This window comes from Paraburkholderia nemoris (genome assembly GCF_905221015.1).
GTDB lineage: Bacteria > Pseudomonadota > Gammaproteobacteria > Burkholderiales > Burkholderiaceae > Paraburkholderia > Paraburkholderia nemoris.
The window spans coordinates 282,275-298,447 of the sequence record NZ_CAJNBO010000004.1; the positions used below are offsets into that span (position 1 = coordinate 282,275).

Consider the following 16,173-nt stretch of genomic DNA (forward strand, 5'->3'; position numbering starts at 1 on the left):
GTTCTACTCAATCCCACCCTCATCCGACTTTTATCTGGAGACCCCATGCAGATCGGCCAACGGATCGGCACACCCCTTTCTGAATCCGCCACGCGCGTCATGCTGCTCGGCGCCGGCGAGCTCGGCAAGGAAGTGATCATCGCGCTGCAACGGCTGGGCGTCGAAGTGATCGCCGTCGACCGTTATCCGAATGCGCCGGGTCATCAGGTCGCACATCGCTCGCACGTGATCGACATGACCGACCGTGCCGCCTTGCGCGCGCTGGTCGAACAGGAACGCCCGCACCTGATCGTCCCCGAGATCGAAGCCATCGCGACCGACGCACTCGCCGCCATCGAAACCGACGGCCTCGCCGAAGTGATCCCGACTGCGCGCGCCACGCAACTCACGATGAACCGCGAAGGCATCCGCCGTCTGGCCGCTGAGGAGCTCGGCCTGCCGACCTCGCCGTACGCGTTCGCCGATTCGCTCGAGGAACTGCGCGCGGGCATCGCCAAAGTCGGCTATCCGTGCGTCGTGAAGCCGGTGATGTCGTCGTCGGGCAAGGGGCAGTCGGTGCTGAAGAGCGACGCGGACGTCGAACCCGCCTGGCAATATGCAATGGCGGGTGGCCGCGTGAATCACGGCCGGGTGATCGTCGAAGGTTTTATCGACTTCGAATACGAAATCACGCAACTCACTGTGCGCGCGATCGATCCGGCGAGCGGCGAAGTCAGCACGTATTTTTGCGACCCGATCGGCCACGTGCAGGTGGCGGGTGACTACGTCGAATCGTGGCAGCCGCAGCCGATGAGCCCGCTCGCGCTGGAACGTTCGCGCGAAGTGGCGCACAAAGTCACTGCGGCATTGGGCGGCAGGGGCCTGTTCGGTGTGGAACTTTTCGTGCGTGGCGATGACGTATGGTTCTCGGAAGTGAGTCCGCGTCCGCACGATACCGGCTTGGTCACGCTGTGCTCGCAACGCTTCTCGGAGTTCGAACTGCATGCGCGCGCGATTCTCGGTTTGCCGGTGGATACGTCGCTGCGGGCGCCGGGCGCGTCGGCGGTGATTTACGGCGGGCTGGACGAAACGGCGATCGCTTTCGAAGGCGTCGCGGCGGCGTTGGCCGTGCCGAATGCGGATCTGCGGCTCTTCGGCAAGCCGGAGAGCTTCGTCAAGCGCCGCATGGGTGTGGCGCTGGCCACCGGCGAGACAATCGACGAAGCACGCTCGCGCGCGAAGCAGGCCGCGGCGGCGGTGCGGCCGGTTTCCACGAAGTAAGGTGCGCTAAAGCGCTGCCTTGCGGCGCTGCAGCGTGTCGATGTGCCGTGAAGTGAAGTACTCGCGCGCCGCGCAAATCCGCCGCGCGCGAAACCCGACTCATTGAAGTTCGTTGAAGTAGAGGTACGTATGCCCCTGGAATCCCGCAAGAACATGCGGTCTGGAAGGTTCGGCCGTCTCGGCGCACTGGGTGTGATACTCGCGCTGTGTGCAGGGATGACAGGGTGCGGCCTCGCCGCTGCGCCGTGCAGGGTGGCGTCGGCTGGACTGAAGATCGTGCCGCTGGTCGGGCACGTTGCCGCCGCGCCGACCGACGCTTGCGCCGATGTGATCGATCCATAAGCAATCCATAAGCGATCCACGACCGGTTCGCGGTGGACTCATGAGCGTTCGTTCCGGGCGCGCAACACAGCCGCAGCGCAAGGCGTGACGCCCATGCTTGATGTGCAACAACAATCGAGGCTTCGAATGAAGAAATGGCTTGTTGCAGTCACCGCGGCAGCGGGTCTTGTGGCGCTGTACGGCAATGCATGGGCCGCGCCATTGAACCTCGCCGACATTCAGGCGAAGAATCGCCAGACGCACAAATACACCTGCGCGACCGGCAAGATTCTGCAGGTGACCTACTGGAACACGGCGAACGGCCAGAGCTTCGCGCTCGTGCCCGTCAAGGGCCAGCAACTGCTGTTCGTCAACACGATCTCGGCTTCCGGCGCGAAGTATCAGGCCGGCAGCTACACCTGGTGGACCAAGGGTCCGCGCGCCGACCTGTACGACGCGACGGACGGCGAAAACGCCCCGCCGATGCTGTCCGACTGCGTCACCATCAATCGCTGAGCATGATGCGGCGGCTTTCTTCAGACACGCCGCCTGCCTCGCCTGACGTTCGCCCTACGTTTGCCTTTGCCTTGCGGCGCTGCCCGCCTGCGCGCATCCTTTCCGTTCGAGTAGTAAGCTGTCCGGCGTGGCATCCGCTGTGCGCGCTGCCATCCCTGTCGCCAGTGTCATCGCTATTGCCGTTATGTCAGGCCGCGCAAGGCTCGCGCGGTTGTCGCCGTCTTCGATCGTCCGATATTGGACTTCAACGGGCGGGCTCATGGCCCGCGTCCGTTTCATCAAGCGAGACCCTCCATGAAAGCATCGGACCTGTTCGTCAAATCGCTGGAAGCCGAAGGTGTCGAGTACGTGTTCGGCATCCCGGGTGAAGAAAATCTCGATCTGCTCGAATCGCTGCGCCGCTCGAAAATTCGTCTGATTCTTACGCGTCACGAGCAGGCGGCCGGTTTCATGGCCGCCACCTATGGACGCCTCACGGGACGCACCGGCGTGTGTCTGGCCACCCTCGGGCCGGGCGCGACCAACTTCGTGACCGCTGCCGCGTATGCGCAGCTAGGCGGCATGCCGATGCTGATGGTGACCGGGCAAAAGCCGATCAAATCGAGCAAGCAGGGGCATTTTCAGATCGTCGACGTGGTGCGGATGATGGAGCCGCTCACCAAGTACACGCGGCAGATCGTGTCGATCGCCAACATTCCGGCCGCGGTGCGCGAAGCGGTTCGTCAGGCAGAAGAAGAGCGGCCGGGCGCCACACACCTTGAATTGCCTGAAGACGTTGCGCACGAAGAAGGCGACGGCCATCCGATTCCGAAGAGCTTCAGTCGCCGCCCCGTTGCCGAGGAAAAGGCCGTGGCGCGCGCGGTCGAGGCGATCACGAAAGCGAAGCATCCCTTGCTGATGATCGGCGCGGGCGGCAACCGCAAGACCACCACCAAGATGCTGCGCGAATTCGTCGACCAGATCGGCATTCCGTTTTTTACGACGCAGATGGGCAAGGGTGTGATCGACGAATCGCACCCGATGTGGCTCGGCAACGCCACCTTGTCCGACGGCGACTTCGTGCATCGCGCGATCGACCACGCGGATTGCATCATCAATGTCGGCCACGACGTGATCGAGAAACCACCGTTTTTCATGCGCAGCGGCGACGCCGGCGAGAAGACGGTGATTCACGTCAACTTTCTCGGCGCGGAAGTCGACACGGTGTATTTCCCGCAGATCGAGGTGGTCGGCGATATCGCCAACGCGGTGTGGCAACTCAAGGAAAGCCTCAAGGAGCGTCAGGAACACTGGGATTTCACGCGCTTCAAGGAGATCAAGCAGCACTTCGAGGAGCATCTGGTCAAAGGCCAGCACGACGACCGTTTCCCGATGTACCCGGTGCGGATCGTCAACGACGTCTACGAGACCACGCCGGTGGACGGCATCGTCTGTCTGGACAACGGCATGTACAAGATCTGGTTCGCGCGCTACTACCGCGCGCACGAACCGAATTCGCTGCTGCTCGATAACGCCTTGGCATCGATGGGCGCCGGTTTGCCGTCGGCGATCGCGACCAAGATCGTGCACCCGGACCGCAAGGTCATGGCAGTGTGCGGCGACGGCGGCTTCATGATGAATTCGCAGGAGCTGGAAACGGCGGTGCGTCTGAAGCTCGATCTGGTGGTCCTGATTTTGCGCGACGACGCGTTCGGCATGATCCGCTGGAAGCAGGAAAACATGAACTTCCCGGACTACGGCATGACGCTGCGCAACCCGGATTTCGTCGCGTATGCAGAAAGCTACGGCGCGAAGGGGCATCGCATTGAATCGGCCGCGGAATTCGCGCCGCTGCTGCGCGAATGTTTCACGACGCCGGGCGTGCATGTGATCGATTTGCCGATCGACTACTCGGACAATGAGCGTGTGCTGAATCGCGAGATCAAGCGGCTGAGCGCCCAACTTTGAATGGTGCGGCCATGTGCGGCAACGGGGCATAGTCCTTGCCGGCTGCATGGCTGATGTCAGGCATTGGATCAAGGAGAACGCGTCATGTTGAACAAGACTTACCCGTACTACCTCGCCAACGTTGCGGTGGCGGCCAACACCGATCTCGAGGTCACGGATAAATTCAGCGGCGAAGTGGCGACCTGCGTGGCGATGGCAGACGCGGCGGCAATCGACAAGGCAATCGGCTATGCCGTCGACGCGATGCCCGCGATGCGCGCATTCCCGCCGTTCAAGCGCCAAGCCGTGCTCGAACACTGCGTGAAGCGGTTTCGCGAGCGATACGACGAATTGGCGCTCGCGCTGTGTATCGAAGCGGGCAAGCCGATCAACGACTCGAAAGGCGAGGTCACGCGTCTGATCGACACGTTCAAGGTGGCGGCTGAAGAGTCGGTGCGCATCGACGGCGAGATCATCAATCTGGAGATTTCGCCGCGGGCGAAGGGCTATCACGGCTATGTGAAGCGTGTGCCGATCGGTCCGTGCTCGTTTATCTCGCCGTTCAATTTCCCGCTGAACCTGACCGCGCACAAGGTCGCGCCGGCGATCGCCGCAGGCGTGCCGTTCGTGTTGAAACCGGCGAGCCGCACGCCGGTCGGCGCGCTGATCATGGGCGAGATTCTGGCGGAAACCGATTTGCCGAAAGGCGCATTCTCGATTCTTCCCGCGCATCGCGATGGCGCCGATCTGTTCACCACCGACGAACGATTCAAGCTGCTGTCCTTCACCGGCTCGCCCGCGGTGGGCTGGGAACTGAAGAAAAAGGCTGGCAAGAAGAAGGTGATTCTGGAGCTGGGCGGCAACGCGGCGGCGATCGTCGACGGCGATCAGGGCGGCAAGCTCGACTACGTGGTCGACCGGCTGGCGTTCGGCGCGTTCTATCAGTCGGGGCAGAGTTGCATCGGCGTGCAGCGGATTCTGGTGCACGCGAAGATTTACGACGCCCTGCGCGAGAAGCTGATCGCGAAGACGAAGTCGCTGATCATGGGCGATCCGAAGGACGAAAAGACCTTCGTCGGGCCGATGATCTCCGAATCGGAGTCCAACCGTCTCGCCGGCTGGATGGAAAGCGCGGTGCAGGCGGGCGCGAAGATCGTCGCCGGCGGCAAGGTGGAGGGCGCGATGTTCGAGGCCACGCTGCTCGAAGGCGTGAAGCGCGACACTGACCTCTATCGCAAGGAAGCCTTCGGCCCGGTGGCGATTCTGGAGCGTTTCGACGATTTCGACGCTGCGCTCGCCACCGTCAACGACAGCGACTTCGGCCTGCAGGCCGGCGTGTTCACCGATTCGCTCGCCCATGCGCACCGCGCGTGGGATCTGCTCGACGTAGGCGGCGTGGTGATCAACGACGTGCCGTCGTTCCGGGTCGACAACATGCCGTATGGCGGCGTGAAAGATTCCGGGCTCGGGCGCGAGGGTGTGCGCTACGCGATCGAGGATATGACCGAGATGCGCCTGATGGTGATGCGCGAGACGTGGTGACGGGGCAGTGTGGCGGGTGGGGTTGAGCCGGACTGTCATGCATCTGTCGCACGCGCGCACTACGCTGCCTGCGGAGCGTTCCGACCCTCGCAGGCCGTTTTTCGGAGCGGCACGGACGGCCCGGTGAGCGGCTCGCTGCCCGGCTTTCGCCGTCGTAAGCAGAAAGCGGGCAGGTGCGCCATGAGTGTTTTTGCTGAAGTGCTACAATACCGGCCTTTCCGGCGGGTGTTTCCGCCGGCCGGAGCCGGCCGCATTTTTCCCGTAATACTGACGGGTCCCGTGCGGAACGCCGTGGCTCCGCCTTCATCCTGATGCCCTCTGCGGTTCCGACCGCTGCCGCGCGCACCGCGCCAAGCGCATTTTTAGCGAAAGCCACCATGTCCGACACAGCCGTCACGCCCAGTACTGCGACTTTTGATCAATTCGGTCTCGCGCCCGACATCCTGAAAGCCGTCAAAGAATCGGGCTACACCATCCCTACGCCGATCCAGGAGCAGGCGATTCCCGTCGTGCTGGCCGGCCGGGACATGATGGGCGCCGCGCAAACCGGCACCGGCAAGACCGCGAGCTTCTCGCTGCCGATCATCCAGCGCTTGCTGCCGCAGGCCAGCACAAGCGCTTCGCCCGCCCGCCATCCGGTGCGCGCGCTGATCCTCACGCCGACCCGCGAACTGGCCGACCAGGTGGCGGCGAACGTGCAGTCGTACGCGAAGCACACGGCGCTGCGCAGCGCCGTGGTGTTCGGCGGTGTCGATATGAACCCGCAGTCCGAGCAGCTGCGCCGCGGCGTCGAAATTCTGATCGCGACGCCAGGCCGTCTGCTCGACCACGTGCAACAGAAAACCGCTAATCTCGGCCAGGTGCAGATCCTCGTGCTCGACGAAGCCGACCGGATGCTCGACATGGGCTTCCTGCCGGATTTGCAGCGCATCCTGAACCTGCTGCCGAAGGAACGTCAGACGCTGCTGTTTTCGGCTACGTTCTCGGGCGAAATCAAGAAACTGGCCGCCACGTATCTGCGCGACCCGCAGACCATCGAAGTCGCGCGCAGCAATTCGACTGCGACGAATGTGACGCAGATCGTTTATGAAGTGGCCGAGGGCGACAAGACGGGCGCGGTCGTTAAGCTGATTCGCGACCGCGGCCTGAAGCAGGTGATCGTGTTCTGTAACAGCAAGATCGGCGCGAGCCGGCTGGCGCGGAGTCTGGAGCGCGACGGTGTGATCGCTACGGCGATTCACGGCGACCGGACCCAGAATGAACGGATGCAGGCTCTGGATGCGTTCAAGCGTGGCGAGATCGAGGCTTTGGTGGCGACGGACGTCGCTGCGCGCGGTTTGGACATTGCCGAACTGCCCGCCGTGATCAACTTCGATCTGCCGTTCAATGCGGAAGATTACGTGCACCGGATTGGCCGTACCGGGCGTGCCGGTGCTTCCGGCGATGCGTTGTCGCTGTGCAGCCCGAATGAGCGTAAGCAGCTTGCCGATATCGAAAAGCTGATCAAGCGGCCTTTGGAAGTGCAACACCTGACTGTCGATACGCCGGTGCGGCATCACCATGAAGACCGTCCGCCGCGGCGCGAGCGCGTGGATGGCCGTGCAGAGGGGCGTGACGAGCGGGGCGGTCGCCGGCGTTCGGGGGCTTCGTCCTCGGGATCGTTCGATCGGCCGCATCATCATCGTGCGCAGCCTGTGGATGATTTCTTCCTCAAGCCTTATGAGCCTTCGGCGGCTTCGGTGAGGAAGGTTGAGGAGGCGGCTGCCTCGTCTGCCGCTGCTCCGCAGAAGTCGACTTCCAAGCAGCCGTTGGCTGCGTTGCTCGGTGGGTTTGGTATGCCGAGGAAGTCGCCGTCGTCTACCTGATTGCTGGCTTTTTTCCTGGGTTTTGTTGTTTTTAGTGTTTCTTTTCTGAGCGGTTCTTTTACTGGCGCTGCCTCTATTCGGGACGGCCGCTACGGCTCGCCGCCATCACATCACAGTTGCACGCCCGTGTGCTGCGCCCATGCTGCCGTTGCGGCAGCGTAAAAGCCCTCTAGCGTCGCATGCCCGGTCCCGTCTAGTTCAAGACCCAGATGACGCGCGGCTGCGTTCAGTGCTTCAAGCGGTTTGTCGTTGTCTAGCGCGGTTGCGCCGTTTTGCTTGCTGAGCTTTTCGCCCTGATCGTTCGTGACCACCGGTACGTGCAGATACTCCGGCGTCGGCACGCCGAGGCAACGCTGTAGGTAGATCTGTCGCGCTGTTGAATCCATCAAGTCCGCGCCGCGCACGATGTGCGTGATGTCCGCGTCTGCATCGTCGACCACCACCGCCAGTTGGTACGCCCACTGATCGTCAGCGCGTCTCAGCACGAAGTCGCCGACCTCGGTGGCCAGGTTCTGCGTCTGCTTGCCCTGCCAGCGGTCCTCGAATGTGATCACCGCCGCGTCGCCGTCGGGGACGCGCAGGCGCCATGCGCGCGCCGGTTTGCCATGCAGGCCGCTGCGGCAGGTGCCGGGGTAGGCAAGGGTGGTGTTGCGCGCGTGGACATGCAGCAACGAGTCGGCAATCTCTTTGCGCGTGCAGCCGCATGGATAGATCAGGCCGGCGGCCTTCAATTGCTCCAGGGCTTCCTGATAGCGCGCAATACGATCGCTTTGCCAGACGGGTGGCTCGTCTGCGTGCATGCCGAAATGCTCGAGGGTCGACAGAATCTCCTCGGCCGCGCCTGGGACGGTGCGAGGCCCGTCGATGTCTTCGACGCGCACCAGCCACGCACCGCCATGCGCGCGCGCGTCCAGCCAGCTTGCGAGCGCGCTCACTAGTGAGCCGAAATGCAAGGGCCCGGTAGGCGACGGCGCGAAGCGTCCACGATAGGTCATGGGGTCGATTGGTGTGCTGATGCGCAAAGACGAAGAGCAGCTGAGGGACTCATGCCGCTCAGCCATGAATCCGTATGGGGGCAGCGGCGGGCTGCAACGTGAAGACGCGCGCCCGTGACAACCGCCCGCATCACGCGGCGTGCGCCGCCTTGCCGTCCGGATGGCATTCCGGACACGTCTTGCCCGCCACGTACATCGGCGATTGTTGCGCTTCGGGCGTCACCACTGCGCGGCAGCCGAAGCATTGCACGGTCGCAGTCGGCTCCAGTTGCGGATTCAGCGCGGTGCGGTAGTCGAAGACGAAGCAGTCGCCGTGATAGTGCGCACCGCCGACTTCCTCGAAATACTTCAGGATGCCGCCTTCGAGCTGGTACACGTTCTCGATGCCGACTTCCTTCATGTGGATCGCCGCCTTTTCGCAGCGAATCCCGCCTGTGCAGAACGACACGACCGTCTTGCCTTCGAGATCGGCGCGGTTTTGCTCGATGACTTCCGGAAATTCGCTGAATTTCGTAATGCGGTAGTCGAGCGCGTCGTCGAACGTGCCGACGTCCACTTCGAACGCATTGCGTGTGTCCAGCATAACAACAGGGCGGCCTTCGTCGTCATGGCCGCGGTCGAGCCAGCTTTTCAGCGTGGGGGCGTCGACGAACGGCGCGCGGCCAAGCTCCGGCCGGATGGCCGGCTTTTTCATCGTGATGATCTCGCGCTTGAGCTTGACCAGCATGCGCGTGAACGGCTGCTTGTCCGACAGGCTTTCCTTGAACTGCAAGTTGACGAACTTGCCATCAAACAGCGCGTCGTGACGGATGTAGTCGATAAACGCGTCTGTGGCTTCGCGCGTGCCGGCCACGAACAGGTTGATGCCTTCCGGCGCCAGCAGAATGGTGCCGCGCAAGCCGAGCGCATTACAGCGCTCCGTCACGAACGGGCGCCATGCGGCGGTGTCTTCGATGGTCGCGAAATGATACGCGGCGAGATTGACGATACTCATGTGTGTCCAGCGGTAAGAGGTGGCGGCGCGAAAAACGGGGCGCATTGAAACGCCCGCATTCAAGCTCCATGCGGCGCGGCCACGTCGAAAAGGGCGAAACCCGTATTATCCCTCAAGCTGGCGCTTTGGCCGACTCGGCCGAATGGCCAACCCTTTGCGGCAGCGCAAATCGCCTGCACAACGCGGGTGAGCGGTGCGCTCGCGTTGCCGTCCTAAGCCGAACGGCTAACGCGCGGTTTTGGCCTGAAAACTCCGGGAGGGTGGAGTTACAATGTCGCCCATGTCAGATCCCCGCTTCGTTCATCTTCGCGTCCACTCCGAATTCTCGATTGCCGACGGCATCGTGCGTCTTGACGACATCGTCAAGGCCGCCGCCAAAGACGGTCAGGGTGCGCTCGCCCTTACCGACCTCGGCAACGCGTTCGGCCTCGTCCGTTTCTACAAGGAAGCCCGCGGCAAAGGGGTCAAACCCATTGCCGGCTGCGACGTCTGGATCACCAATCCCGACGACCGCGAGAAGCCGTCCCGTTTGCTGCTGCTGGTCAAGAACCGGCGCGGCTATCTGAATCTGTGCGAGCTGCTCAGCAAGGCATCGCTCACCAACCAGTATCGCGGCCGTGCGGAAATCGAAGCAGGCTGGCTCGAATCCGGTCTGGGCGAAGGCCTGCTCGCGTTGTCGGGCGCGCAACAGGGCGACATCGCCCTCGCACTCGCCGCCGGTAACGAAGAAGCGGCCAAGCGCAACGCATTGCATTGGGCGAAGGTGTTTCCTGGCGGCTTCTATATCGAACTGCAACGGTGCGGTCAGCCGGGCGGCGAGCAGTACGTGCAGCAGGCGGTTGCACTCGCGGCATCGCTGAAATTGCCGGTGGTGGCCACCCACCCCATGCAGTTCATGACGCCGGACGATTTCACCGCGCACGAAGCGCGCGTGTGTATTTCGGAAGGCGACATCCTCGCGAATCCGCGCCGCTCGAAGCGCTTTACGTCCGAACAGTATTTCCGCACGCAGGAAGAAATGGCGGAGCTGTTCGCGGACCTGCCGTCGGCGCTCGCCAATAGTGTCGAAATCGCCAAGCGCTGCAACCTGACGCTCGAACTCGGCAAGCCGAAGCTGCCGCTCTTTCCGACGCCCGACGGCATGTCGCTCGACGACTACCTCGTGCAATTGTCAAAAGAAGGCCTCGAAAAGCGTCTCGAACAGCTGTACCCGGACGCGGCCGAGCGCGAAGCGCAGCGCGAAACGTACTACCAGCGCCTCGAATTCGAGTGCGGCACGATCATCAAGATGGGCTTCCCAGGCTACTTCCTGATCGTTGCGGACTTTATCAACTGGGCCAAGAACAACGGCGTGCCGGTCGGTCCGGGCCGGGGTTCGGGCGCAGGTTCGCTGGTCGCGTATGCGCTCGGCGTGACCGACCTCGATCCGCTGCGCTACAACCTGCTGTTCGAACGTTTTCTGAATCCGGAACGCGTGTCGATGCCTGACTTCGACATCGACTTCTGCCAGCACGGTCGCGACCGAGTGATTCAGTACGTGAAAGAGAAGTACGGCGCGGACGCCGTGTCGCAGATCGCCACCTTCGGCACGATGGCGGCGAAAGCGGCCGTGCGAGACATCGGCCGCGTGCTCGATCTTGGCTATATGTTCACGGACGGCATCGCCAAGCTGATTCCCTTCAAGCCGGGCAAGCACGTCACCATCGCCGACGCGATGAAGGAAGAGCCGCTCTTGCAGGAGCGCTTCGACAACGAAGACGAAGTGCATCAGCTGCTCGAACTCGCGCAGCGCGTGGAAGGCCTCACGCGTAACGTCGGTATGCACGCGGGCGGCGTGCTGATCGCGCCTGGCAAGCTGACCGATTTCTGCCCGCTCTATACGCAGGGCGACGAAAGCGGCGTCGTGAGCCAGTACGACAAGGACGACGTCGAAGCTGTCGGCCTCGTGAAGTTCGACTTTTTGGGCCTCACCACGCTGACCATTCTGGACTGGGCCGAGCGCTATATTCGCCGTCTCGATCCGTCGAAGAAAGACTGGTCGCTCGCGCAGGTGCCGCTCGACGACGCGGCGTCGTTCTCGATCCTGAAGAAAGCGAACACGGTCGCCGTGTTCCAGCTGGAAAGCCGCGGCATGCAAGGCATGCTGAAAGACGCGCAGCCTGACCGCTTCGAGGACATCATCGCGCTGGTCGCGTTGTATCGTCCGGGCCCAATGGACCTGATCCCGAGCTTCTGCGCGCGTAAGCACGGCCGCGAAGTGGTGGAGTATCCGGATCCGCGCGTTGAATCTGTTCTGAAAGAGACCTACGGCATCATGGTCTACCAGGAGCAGGTGATGCAGATGGCGCAGATCATCGGCGGCTACTCGCTCGGTGGCGCCGACTTGTTGCGTCGCGCGATGGGTAAGAAGAAGGCCGAGGAAATGGCCGAGCACCGCGAGCTGTTCCGCCAGGGCGCCGCGAAGAACGGGCTGGCCGGCGAGAAAGCGGACGAAATCTTCGACTTGATGGAGAAGTTCGCGGGCTACGGCTTCAACAAATCTCACGCGGCGGCGTATGCGCTTCTGGCGTACTACACCGCATGGCTGAAGGCGCACCATCCGGCGGAATTCATGGCGGCGAATATGTCGCTCGCCATGGACGACACGGACAAGGTCAAGATCCTGTTCGAGGATTGCCTCACGAACAAGATGGCCGTGCTGCCGCCGGACGTCAATCTGTCGGCGTATCGGTTCGAGCCGGTCGCGGAAGCAGACGGAAAGCGCTCGAAGACGATCCGCTATGGACTCGGCGCGATCAAGGGCAGCGGCCAGAACGCGATCGAAGAAATCATCCGCGCACGCGAAGAAGGTCCGTTCATCGACATCTTCGACTTCTGCAACCGGGTCGACCGCCGGATCGTCAATCGCCGCACGGTGGAAGCATTGATCCGCGCGGGTGCGTTCGACACGCTGCATGCGAATCGCGCGCAACTGATCGCCTCGGTCTCGCTGGCCATGGAAGCCGCTGAGCAGGCAAGCGCCAATGCGATGCAGGCGGGCCTGTTCGATATGGGCGACGCGCCGTCGCAAGGTCACGAACTGGTCGACGAGCCGGAATGGCCGGAAAAGAAGAAGCTGCAGGAAGAGAAGGCCGCGCTCGGCTTCTACCTGTCGGGCCATCTGTTCGATGCCTACAAAGATGAAGTGCGCCGTTTCGTGCGCCAGAAGATCGGCGAATTGAAGGAAGGGCGCGACAAGCTGGTCGCAGGTGTGATCGCGTCGCTGCGCACACAGATGACCCAACGCGGCAAGATGCTGATCGCGCTACTCGACGACGGCACCGGCCAATGCGAAGTGACCGTCTTCAACGAGACCTTTGAGGCGCACAAACAGCTGTTCAAGGAAGACGAATTGCTGGTGGTGCAGGGCCAGGCGCGTAACGACGCATTCACCGGCGGCATCCGTTTCACGGTCGACACGGTGATGGACCTCGGCCGCGCGCGTTGCCGTTATGCGGAAGCCGTGAAGGTGCAGATGAACGGCAATGCGGACGCGTTGGCATTGCGGCGCGTGCTCGAAGCGCATAGCGCGGGTAAGGACGAGCCGCAAGCTGCGCCGGCGCCGGCGGCGTCATCGCGCGGTGGCAATGGCGGCGGCGGTGGCCGCAACGGCGGCGGCTATGGCGGTGGCGGCCAGCGGCAGGCCGTGCAGATTCCGAACGGTCTTGCAGTGCAGGTGGTCTATCGCAGCGAAAACGCGCAAGGCGAAATGCGTCTGGGCGATGCGTGGCGCGTGAAGCCGACCGACGAACTGCTCGCGGCATTGCGCGGTGAGTTTGCCGGAAGCTCGATCGAAATCGTTTATTGATGGCTGGTTGGCCTGCGCGGTCGCGTGGGCGTGGGCTAACCGTTGGCGAGTCGCGGCCGCTAGCGCCGCGTCTGCTCCCCCATCCGCGCCAGCTTCAGAAACCGGTAGTACACCGTTTCGGCGTTGAACACCGCGATCATAAAACCCGCGCGGCCGTCGAGAAAGCCACGCCGCAGCACATAGGTCCGCACGAACGCCCACGCGCCGCGCCCGAGCGCCTTGCTAAAACTGCCGCGCTTGCCCGCTGCGTGACGTTGCTGCGCACCCGCCGTCGAATACGCGTCGAGCTTGCGCAATACGCCTTCGAAGTCCTCGTACGAGTAGTGCATCAGCTTGCCGGTCAGTCGCTGCGACGGCGAGTCGAACACCAGGCGCTCGTGCACGAGGTCGTCGGAGAAACGCGCGGCGCCACGTTTGAACAGGCGCGGAATCCAGTCCGGATACCAGCCGCTGTGGTGAATCCAGTGGCCGCAAAAGCTCGACAACCGGTCCACCGCGTAGACATCGGCGGTGGGCGCGGCCAGCGCCGCGCGGATCGCCGCAGCCAGTTCCGGCGTGACGATTTCGTCGGCGTCGATCGAGAGAATCCAACTGGTGGTCAACGCGTCCACGGCGCGGTTTTTTTGCGGACCGAAGCCCGGCCAGTCGGTTTGCTCCAGCACGCGCGCGCCGTGTGCCCGGGCAATGTCGGCGGTACCGTCGGTGCTGCCGCCGTCGATCACGACGATCTGATCGGCGAAGGCCACGGCCTGCAGGCATTCGGCCAGTCGCGCCGCCGCGTTTTTGGTGATGATGGCGACGCCGAGGGTGGTTTCTTGCATACCTGAATTGCTCGGAGGGTGCAGGGTGGCGAAATGGGTCGCGCAAGTATACACAGCGCGCGGCGGCCTTGGCCGGACGCGTCCGTCGGCCGCTGCCGGCCTGTGAATCCGGCCGGATCTGGTCGAATCTGGCCAGTTCATCACTACCGGCCGCGCAATCCGCAACCGTTTACAATGCCGTATTTAATTTTACGTACAGCGGGCATTCCGCCCGCTGTACGGATGCTGTCCCGCATTCCCAGAGGATTCCTTGAGCGCGAAGCCTACGTTAAGCAAACCCATCGGTACAGGTGAGGCATCGTCGCCTGCCGTCGTCTTCCGGCGCTTGTGGCCATATATCAAGCCGCTGTTGTGGGTGGTGATCGGCGCGATCGTCGCAATGGCCGTGAGCGCCGGCACCGACGCGGCGATCCCCGCCTTGCTCAAACCGCTGCTGGACAAGGGTTTCGGCGCGCATGCCAACGACAACGCCAAGTGGTTCGTCCCGGCCGCAGTGATCGGCCTCGCGCTGGTTCGCGGCGTGTCGCAATACGCTTCGGGTTATCTGCTTGCCTACGTATCGAACAAGATCCTGCTCGATCTGCGCCTGAAGATGTTCGACCGCATGATCCACACGAGCGTGGCGTTCTTCCAGCGCGAAACCGCGAGCACGGTAATCAACGCGATCGTCTTCGAGGTCAACCAGATTCTCAACGTGTTGTTGAGCGTGCTGGTCACCCTGGTGCGCGATTCGCTGACAGTCGTCTTCCTGCTCGGCTACCTGTTTTATCTGAACTGGCGCCTGACGCTGATCGTCGCGGTGCTGCTGCCGGGGATCGGCTGGCTGGTGGGCAAAATCAACCGCCGTTTGCGGCGCCTGAACCGCGAGCATCAACTGCTGACCAACGAACTGTCGTACATCGTCGAAGAGACGGTGGGCGGCTACAAGGTCGTCAAGGTGCACAACGGCGAGCAGTACGAGACGGATCGCTTCACGGCGATGAGCAAGCGTCTGCGCGGCTACGCCATGCGCATGACCGTCTCCGGCGGCCTCGCGCAACCGTTGACGCAGTTCCTCGCGTCGATTGCGCTCGCCGTGGTGATTACGATTGCCGTGGTGCAGTCGTCGTCGGATCAAACCACCGTCGGCGGCTTTGTGGCGTTTGTCACGTCGATGCTCCTGATCATCTCGCCGCTCAAGCACCTGATGGACGTGAACCAGCCGCTGCAACGCGGCATGACGGCGTGCGAGCTGATTTTCGGCCTGATCGACGAGCCCTCCGAACCGGAAGGCGGCGGCAAGCCGCTCGAGCGCGCTCACGGCGAAGTGGAATTCCGCGACGTATCGTTCACCTACGGCAGCAACGCCACGCATGGCCGGCACACGCTCGATCAGGTGTCGTTCAAGGTGGCGCCGGGCGAAATGGTAGCGCTCGCGGGCCCGTCGGGCAGTGGCAAGACCACGCTGGTGAATCTGCTGCCGCGCTTTTTCGATCCGACCGGCGGCGAGATTCTGGTCGACGGCGTCGCGCTGCCTGAATATGGCCTGCACGCGCTGCGCAGCCAGATCGCGATGGTGAGCCAGGATGTGGTGCTGTTCAACGATACGGTGGCGAACAATGTCGCTTATGGCCAGACGGCCGAGCCGGACAAGGTCAAGGCGGCGCTGCGCGCGGCGAACCTGTGGGACACCGTCGAGGCGATGCCCAATGGTATCGATACGCTGGTCGGCGACAACGGCATGATGCTCTCGGGCGGTCAACGCCAGCGTCTGGCGATCGCGCGCGCGATCTACAAGGACGCGCCGATCCTGATTCTCGACGAAGCCACCTCGGCGCTGGATTCGGAATCCGAACGCCACGTGCAGGCGGCGCTGGAAACCTTGATGAAGGGCCGGACCACGCTCGTGATCGCGCACCGTTTGTCGACCATCGAACGCGCCGACCGGATTCTGGTGATGGATGCAGGGCGGATTGTCGAGCGCGGCAGCCATCGCGAGCTGCTGACGCAAGGCGGGCTGTACGCGCATTTGCATCGCATCCAGTTCCAGCAGGACGCGGCGTAAATCCGGGCGTGAGCGCGGGCGTCGTAGAGATTTGCGTCTCCG

11 protein-coding genes are annotated in these 16,173 nt (G+C 63.0%); 8 read left to right on the forward strand and 3 right to left on the reverse strand.

Features of this window, described 5'->3' with window-relative positions; genetic code table 11:
* The first annotated feature begins 45 nt into the window (after positions 1–45).
* From purT to KHO33_RS08160, 6 genes are all read left to right on the forward strand, one after another.
* On the forward strand, positions 46–1,260 hold the full coding sequence (gene purT / locus KHO33_RS08135; RefSeq protein WP_200564409.1) for a formate-dependent phosphoribosylglycinamide formyltransferase: 1,215 nt from the start codon (positions 46–48) through the stop codon (positions 1,258–1,260).
* Positions 1,261–1,389: 129 nt separating this feature from the next.
* On the forward strand, positions 1,390–1,602 hold the full coding sequence (locus KHO33_RS08140; RefSeq protein WP_200564410.1) for a DUF6726 family protein: 213 nt from the start codon (positions 1,390–1,392) through the stop codon (positions 1,600–1,602).
* 126 nt (positions 1,603–1,728) lie between these two features.
* Positions 1,729–2,097 (forward strand): MliC family protein, encoded by a 369-nt coding sequence (locus tag KHO33_RS08145; RefSeq protein WP_054035015.1) that lies wholly within the window; start codon positions 1,729–1,731, stop codon positions 2,095–2,097.
* A gap of 294 nt (positions 2,098–2,391) precedes the next feature.
* Positions 2,392–4,044: an acetolactate synthase large subunit gene (locus KHO33_RS08150; RefSeq protein ID WP_093639430.1), complete on the forward strand. Its 1,653-nt coding sequence runs from the start codon at positions 2,392–2,394 to the stop codon at positions 4,042–4,044.
* Positions 4,045–4,128: 84 nt separating this feature from the next.
* Positions 4,129–5,565 (forward strand): aldehyde dehydrogenase family protein, encoded by a 1,437-nt coding sequence (locus tag KHO33_RS08155; protein ID WP_200564411.1) that lies wholly within the window; start codon positions 4,129–4,131, stop codon positions 5,563–5,565.
* Positions 5,566–5,942: 377 nt separating this feature from the next.
* Positions 5,943–7,430: a DEAD/DEAH box helicase gene (locus KHO33_RS08160; protein ID WP_200564412.1), complete on the forward strand. Its 1,488-nt coding sequence runs from the start codon at positions 5,943–5,945 to the stop codon at positions 7,428–7,430.
* A gap of 110 nt (positions 7,431–7,540) precedes the next feature.
* Here the strand turns inward: KHO33_RS08160 and gluQRS are convergent, their stop codons facing one another.
* The gene (gene gluQRS, locus KHO33_RS08165) at positions 7,541–8,425 is read right to left on the reverse strand and encodes a tRNA glutamyl-Q(34) synthetase GluQRS (RefSeq protein ID WP_200564413.1); all 885 of its coding nucleotides are present in this window, start codon (positions 8,423–8,425) and stop codon (positions 7,541–7,543) included.
* A 130-nt stretch (positions 8,426–8,555) separates the two neighbouring features.
* Positions 8,556–9,419, reverse strand: coding sequence for a sulfurtransferase (locus tag KHO33_RS08170; protein ID WP_200564414.1), 864 nt, complete (start codon positions 9,417–9,419; stop codon positions 8,556–8,558).
* Between the two features lie 271 nt (positions 9,420–9,690).
* On the opposite strand from KHO33_RS08170, the gene dnaE reads away from it, so the two are divergent.
* A complete protein-coding gene (dnaE, locus tag KHO33_RS08175) occupies positions 9,691–13,266 on the forward strand; it encodes a DNA polymerase III subunit alpha (protein WP_200564415.1) in 3,576 nt (1,191 codons plus the stop codon).
* 59 nt (positions 13,267–13,325) lie between these two features.
* On the opposite strand, the gene KHO33_RS08180 is transcribed toward dnaE, so the two are convergent.
* On the reverse strand, positions 13,326–14,087 hold the full coding sequence (locus tag KHO33_RS08180; RefSeq protein WP_200564416.1) for a glycosyltransferase family 2 protein: 762 nt from the start codon (positions 14,085–14,087) through the stop codon (positions 13,326–13,328).
* A gap of 250 nt (positions 14,088–14,337) precedes the next feature.
* On the opposite strand from KHO33_RS08180, the gene msbA reads away from it, so the two are divergent.
* Entirely contained in the window at positions 14,338–16,131 is a 1,794-nt protein-coding gene (gene msbA, locus KHO33_RS08185) for a lipid A export permease/ATP-binding protein MsbA (protein ID WP_054035009.1), read from the forward strand.
* The last annotated feature ends 42 nt before the right edge of the window (positions 16,132–16,173 follow it).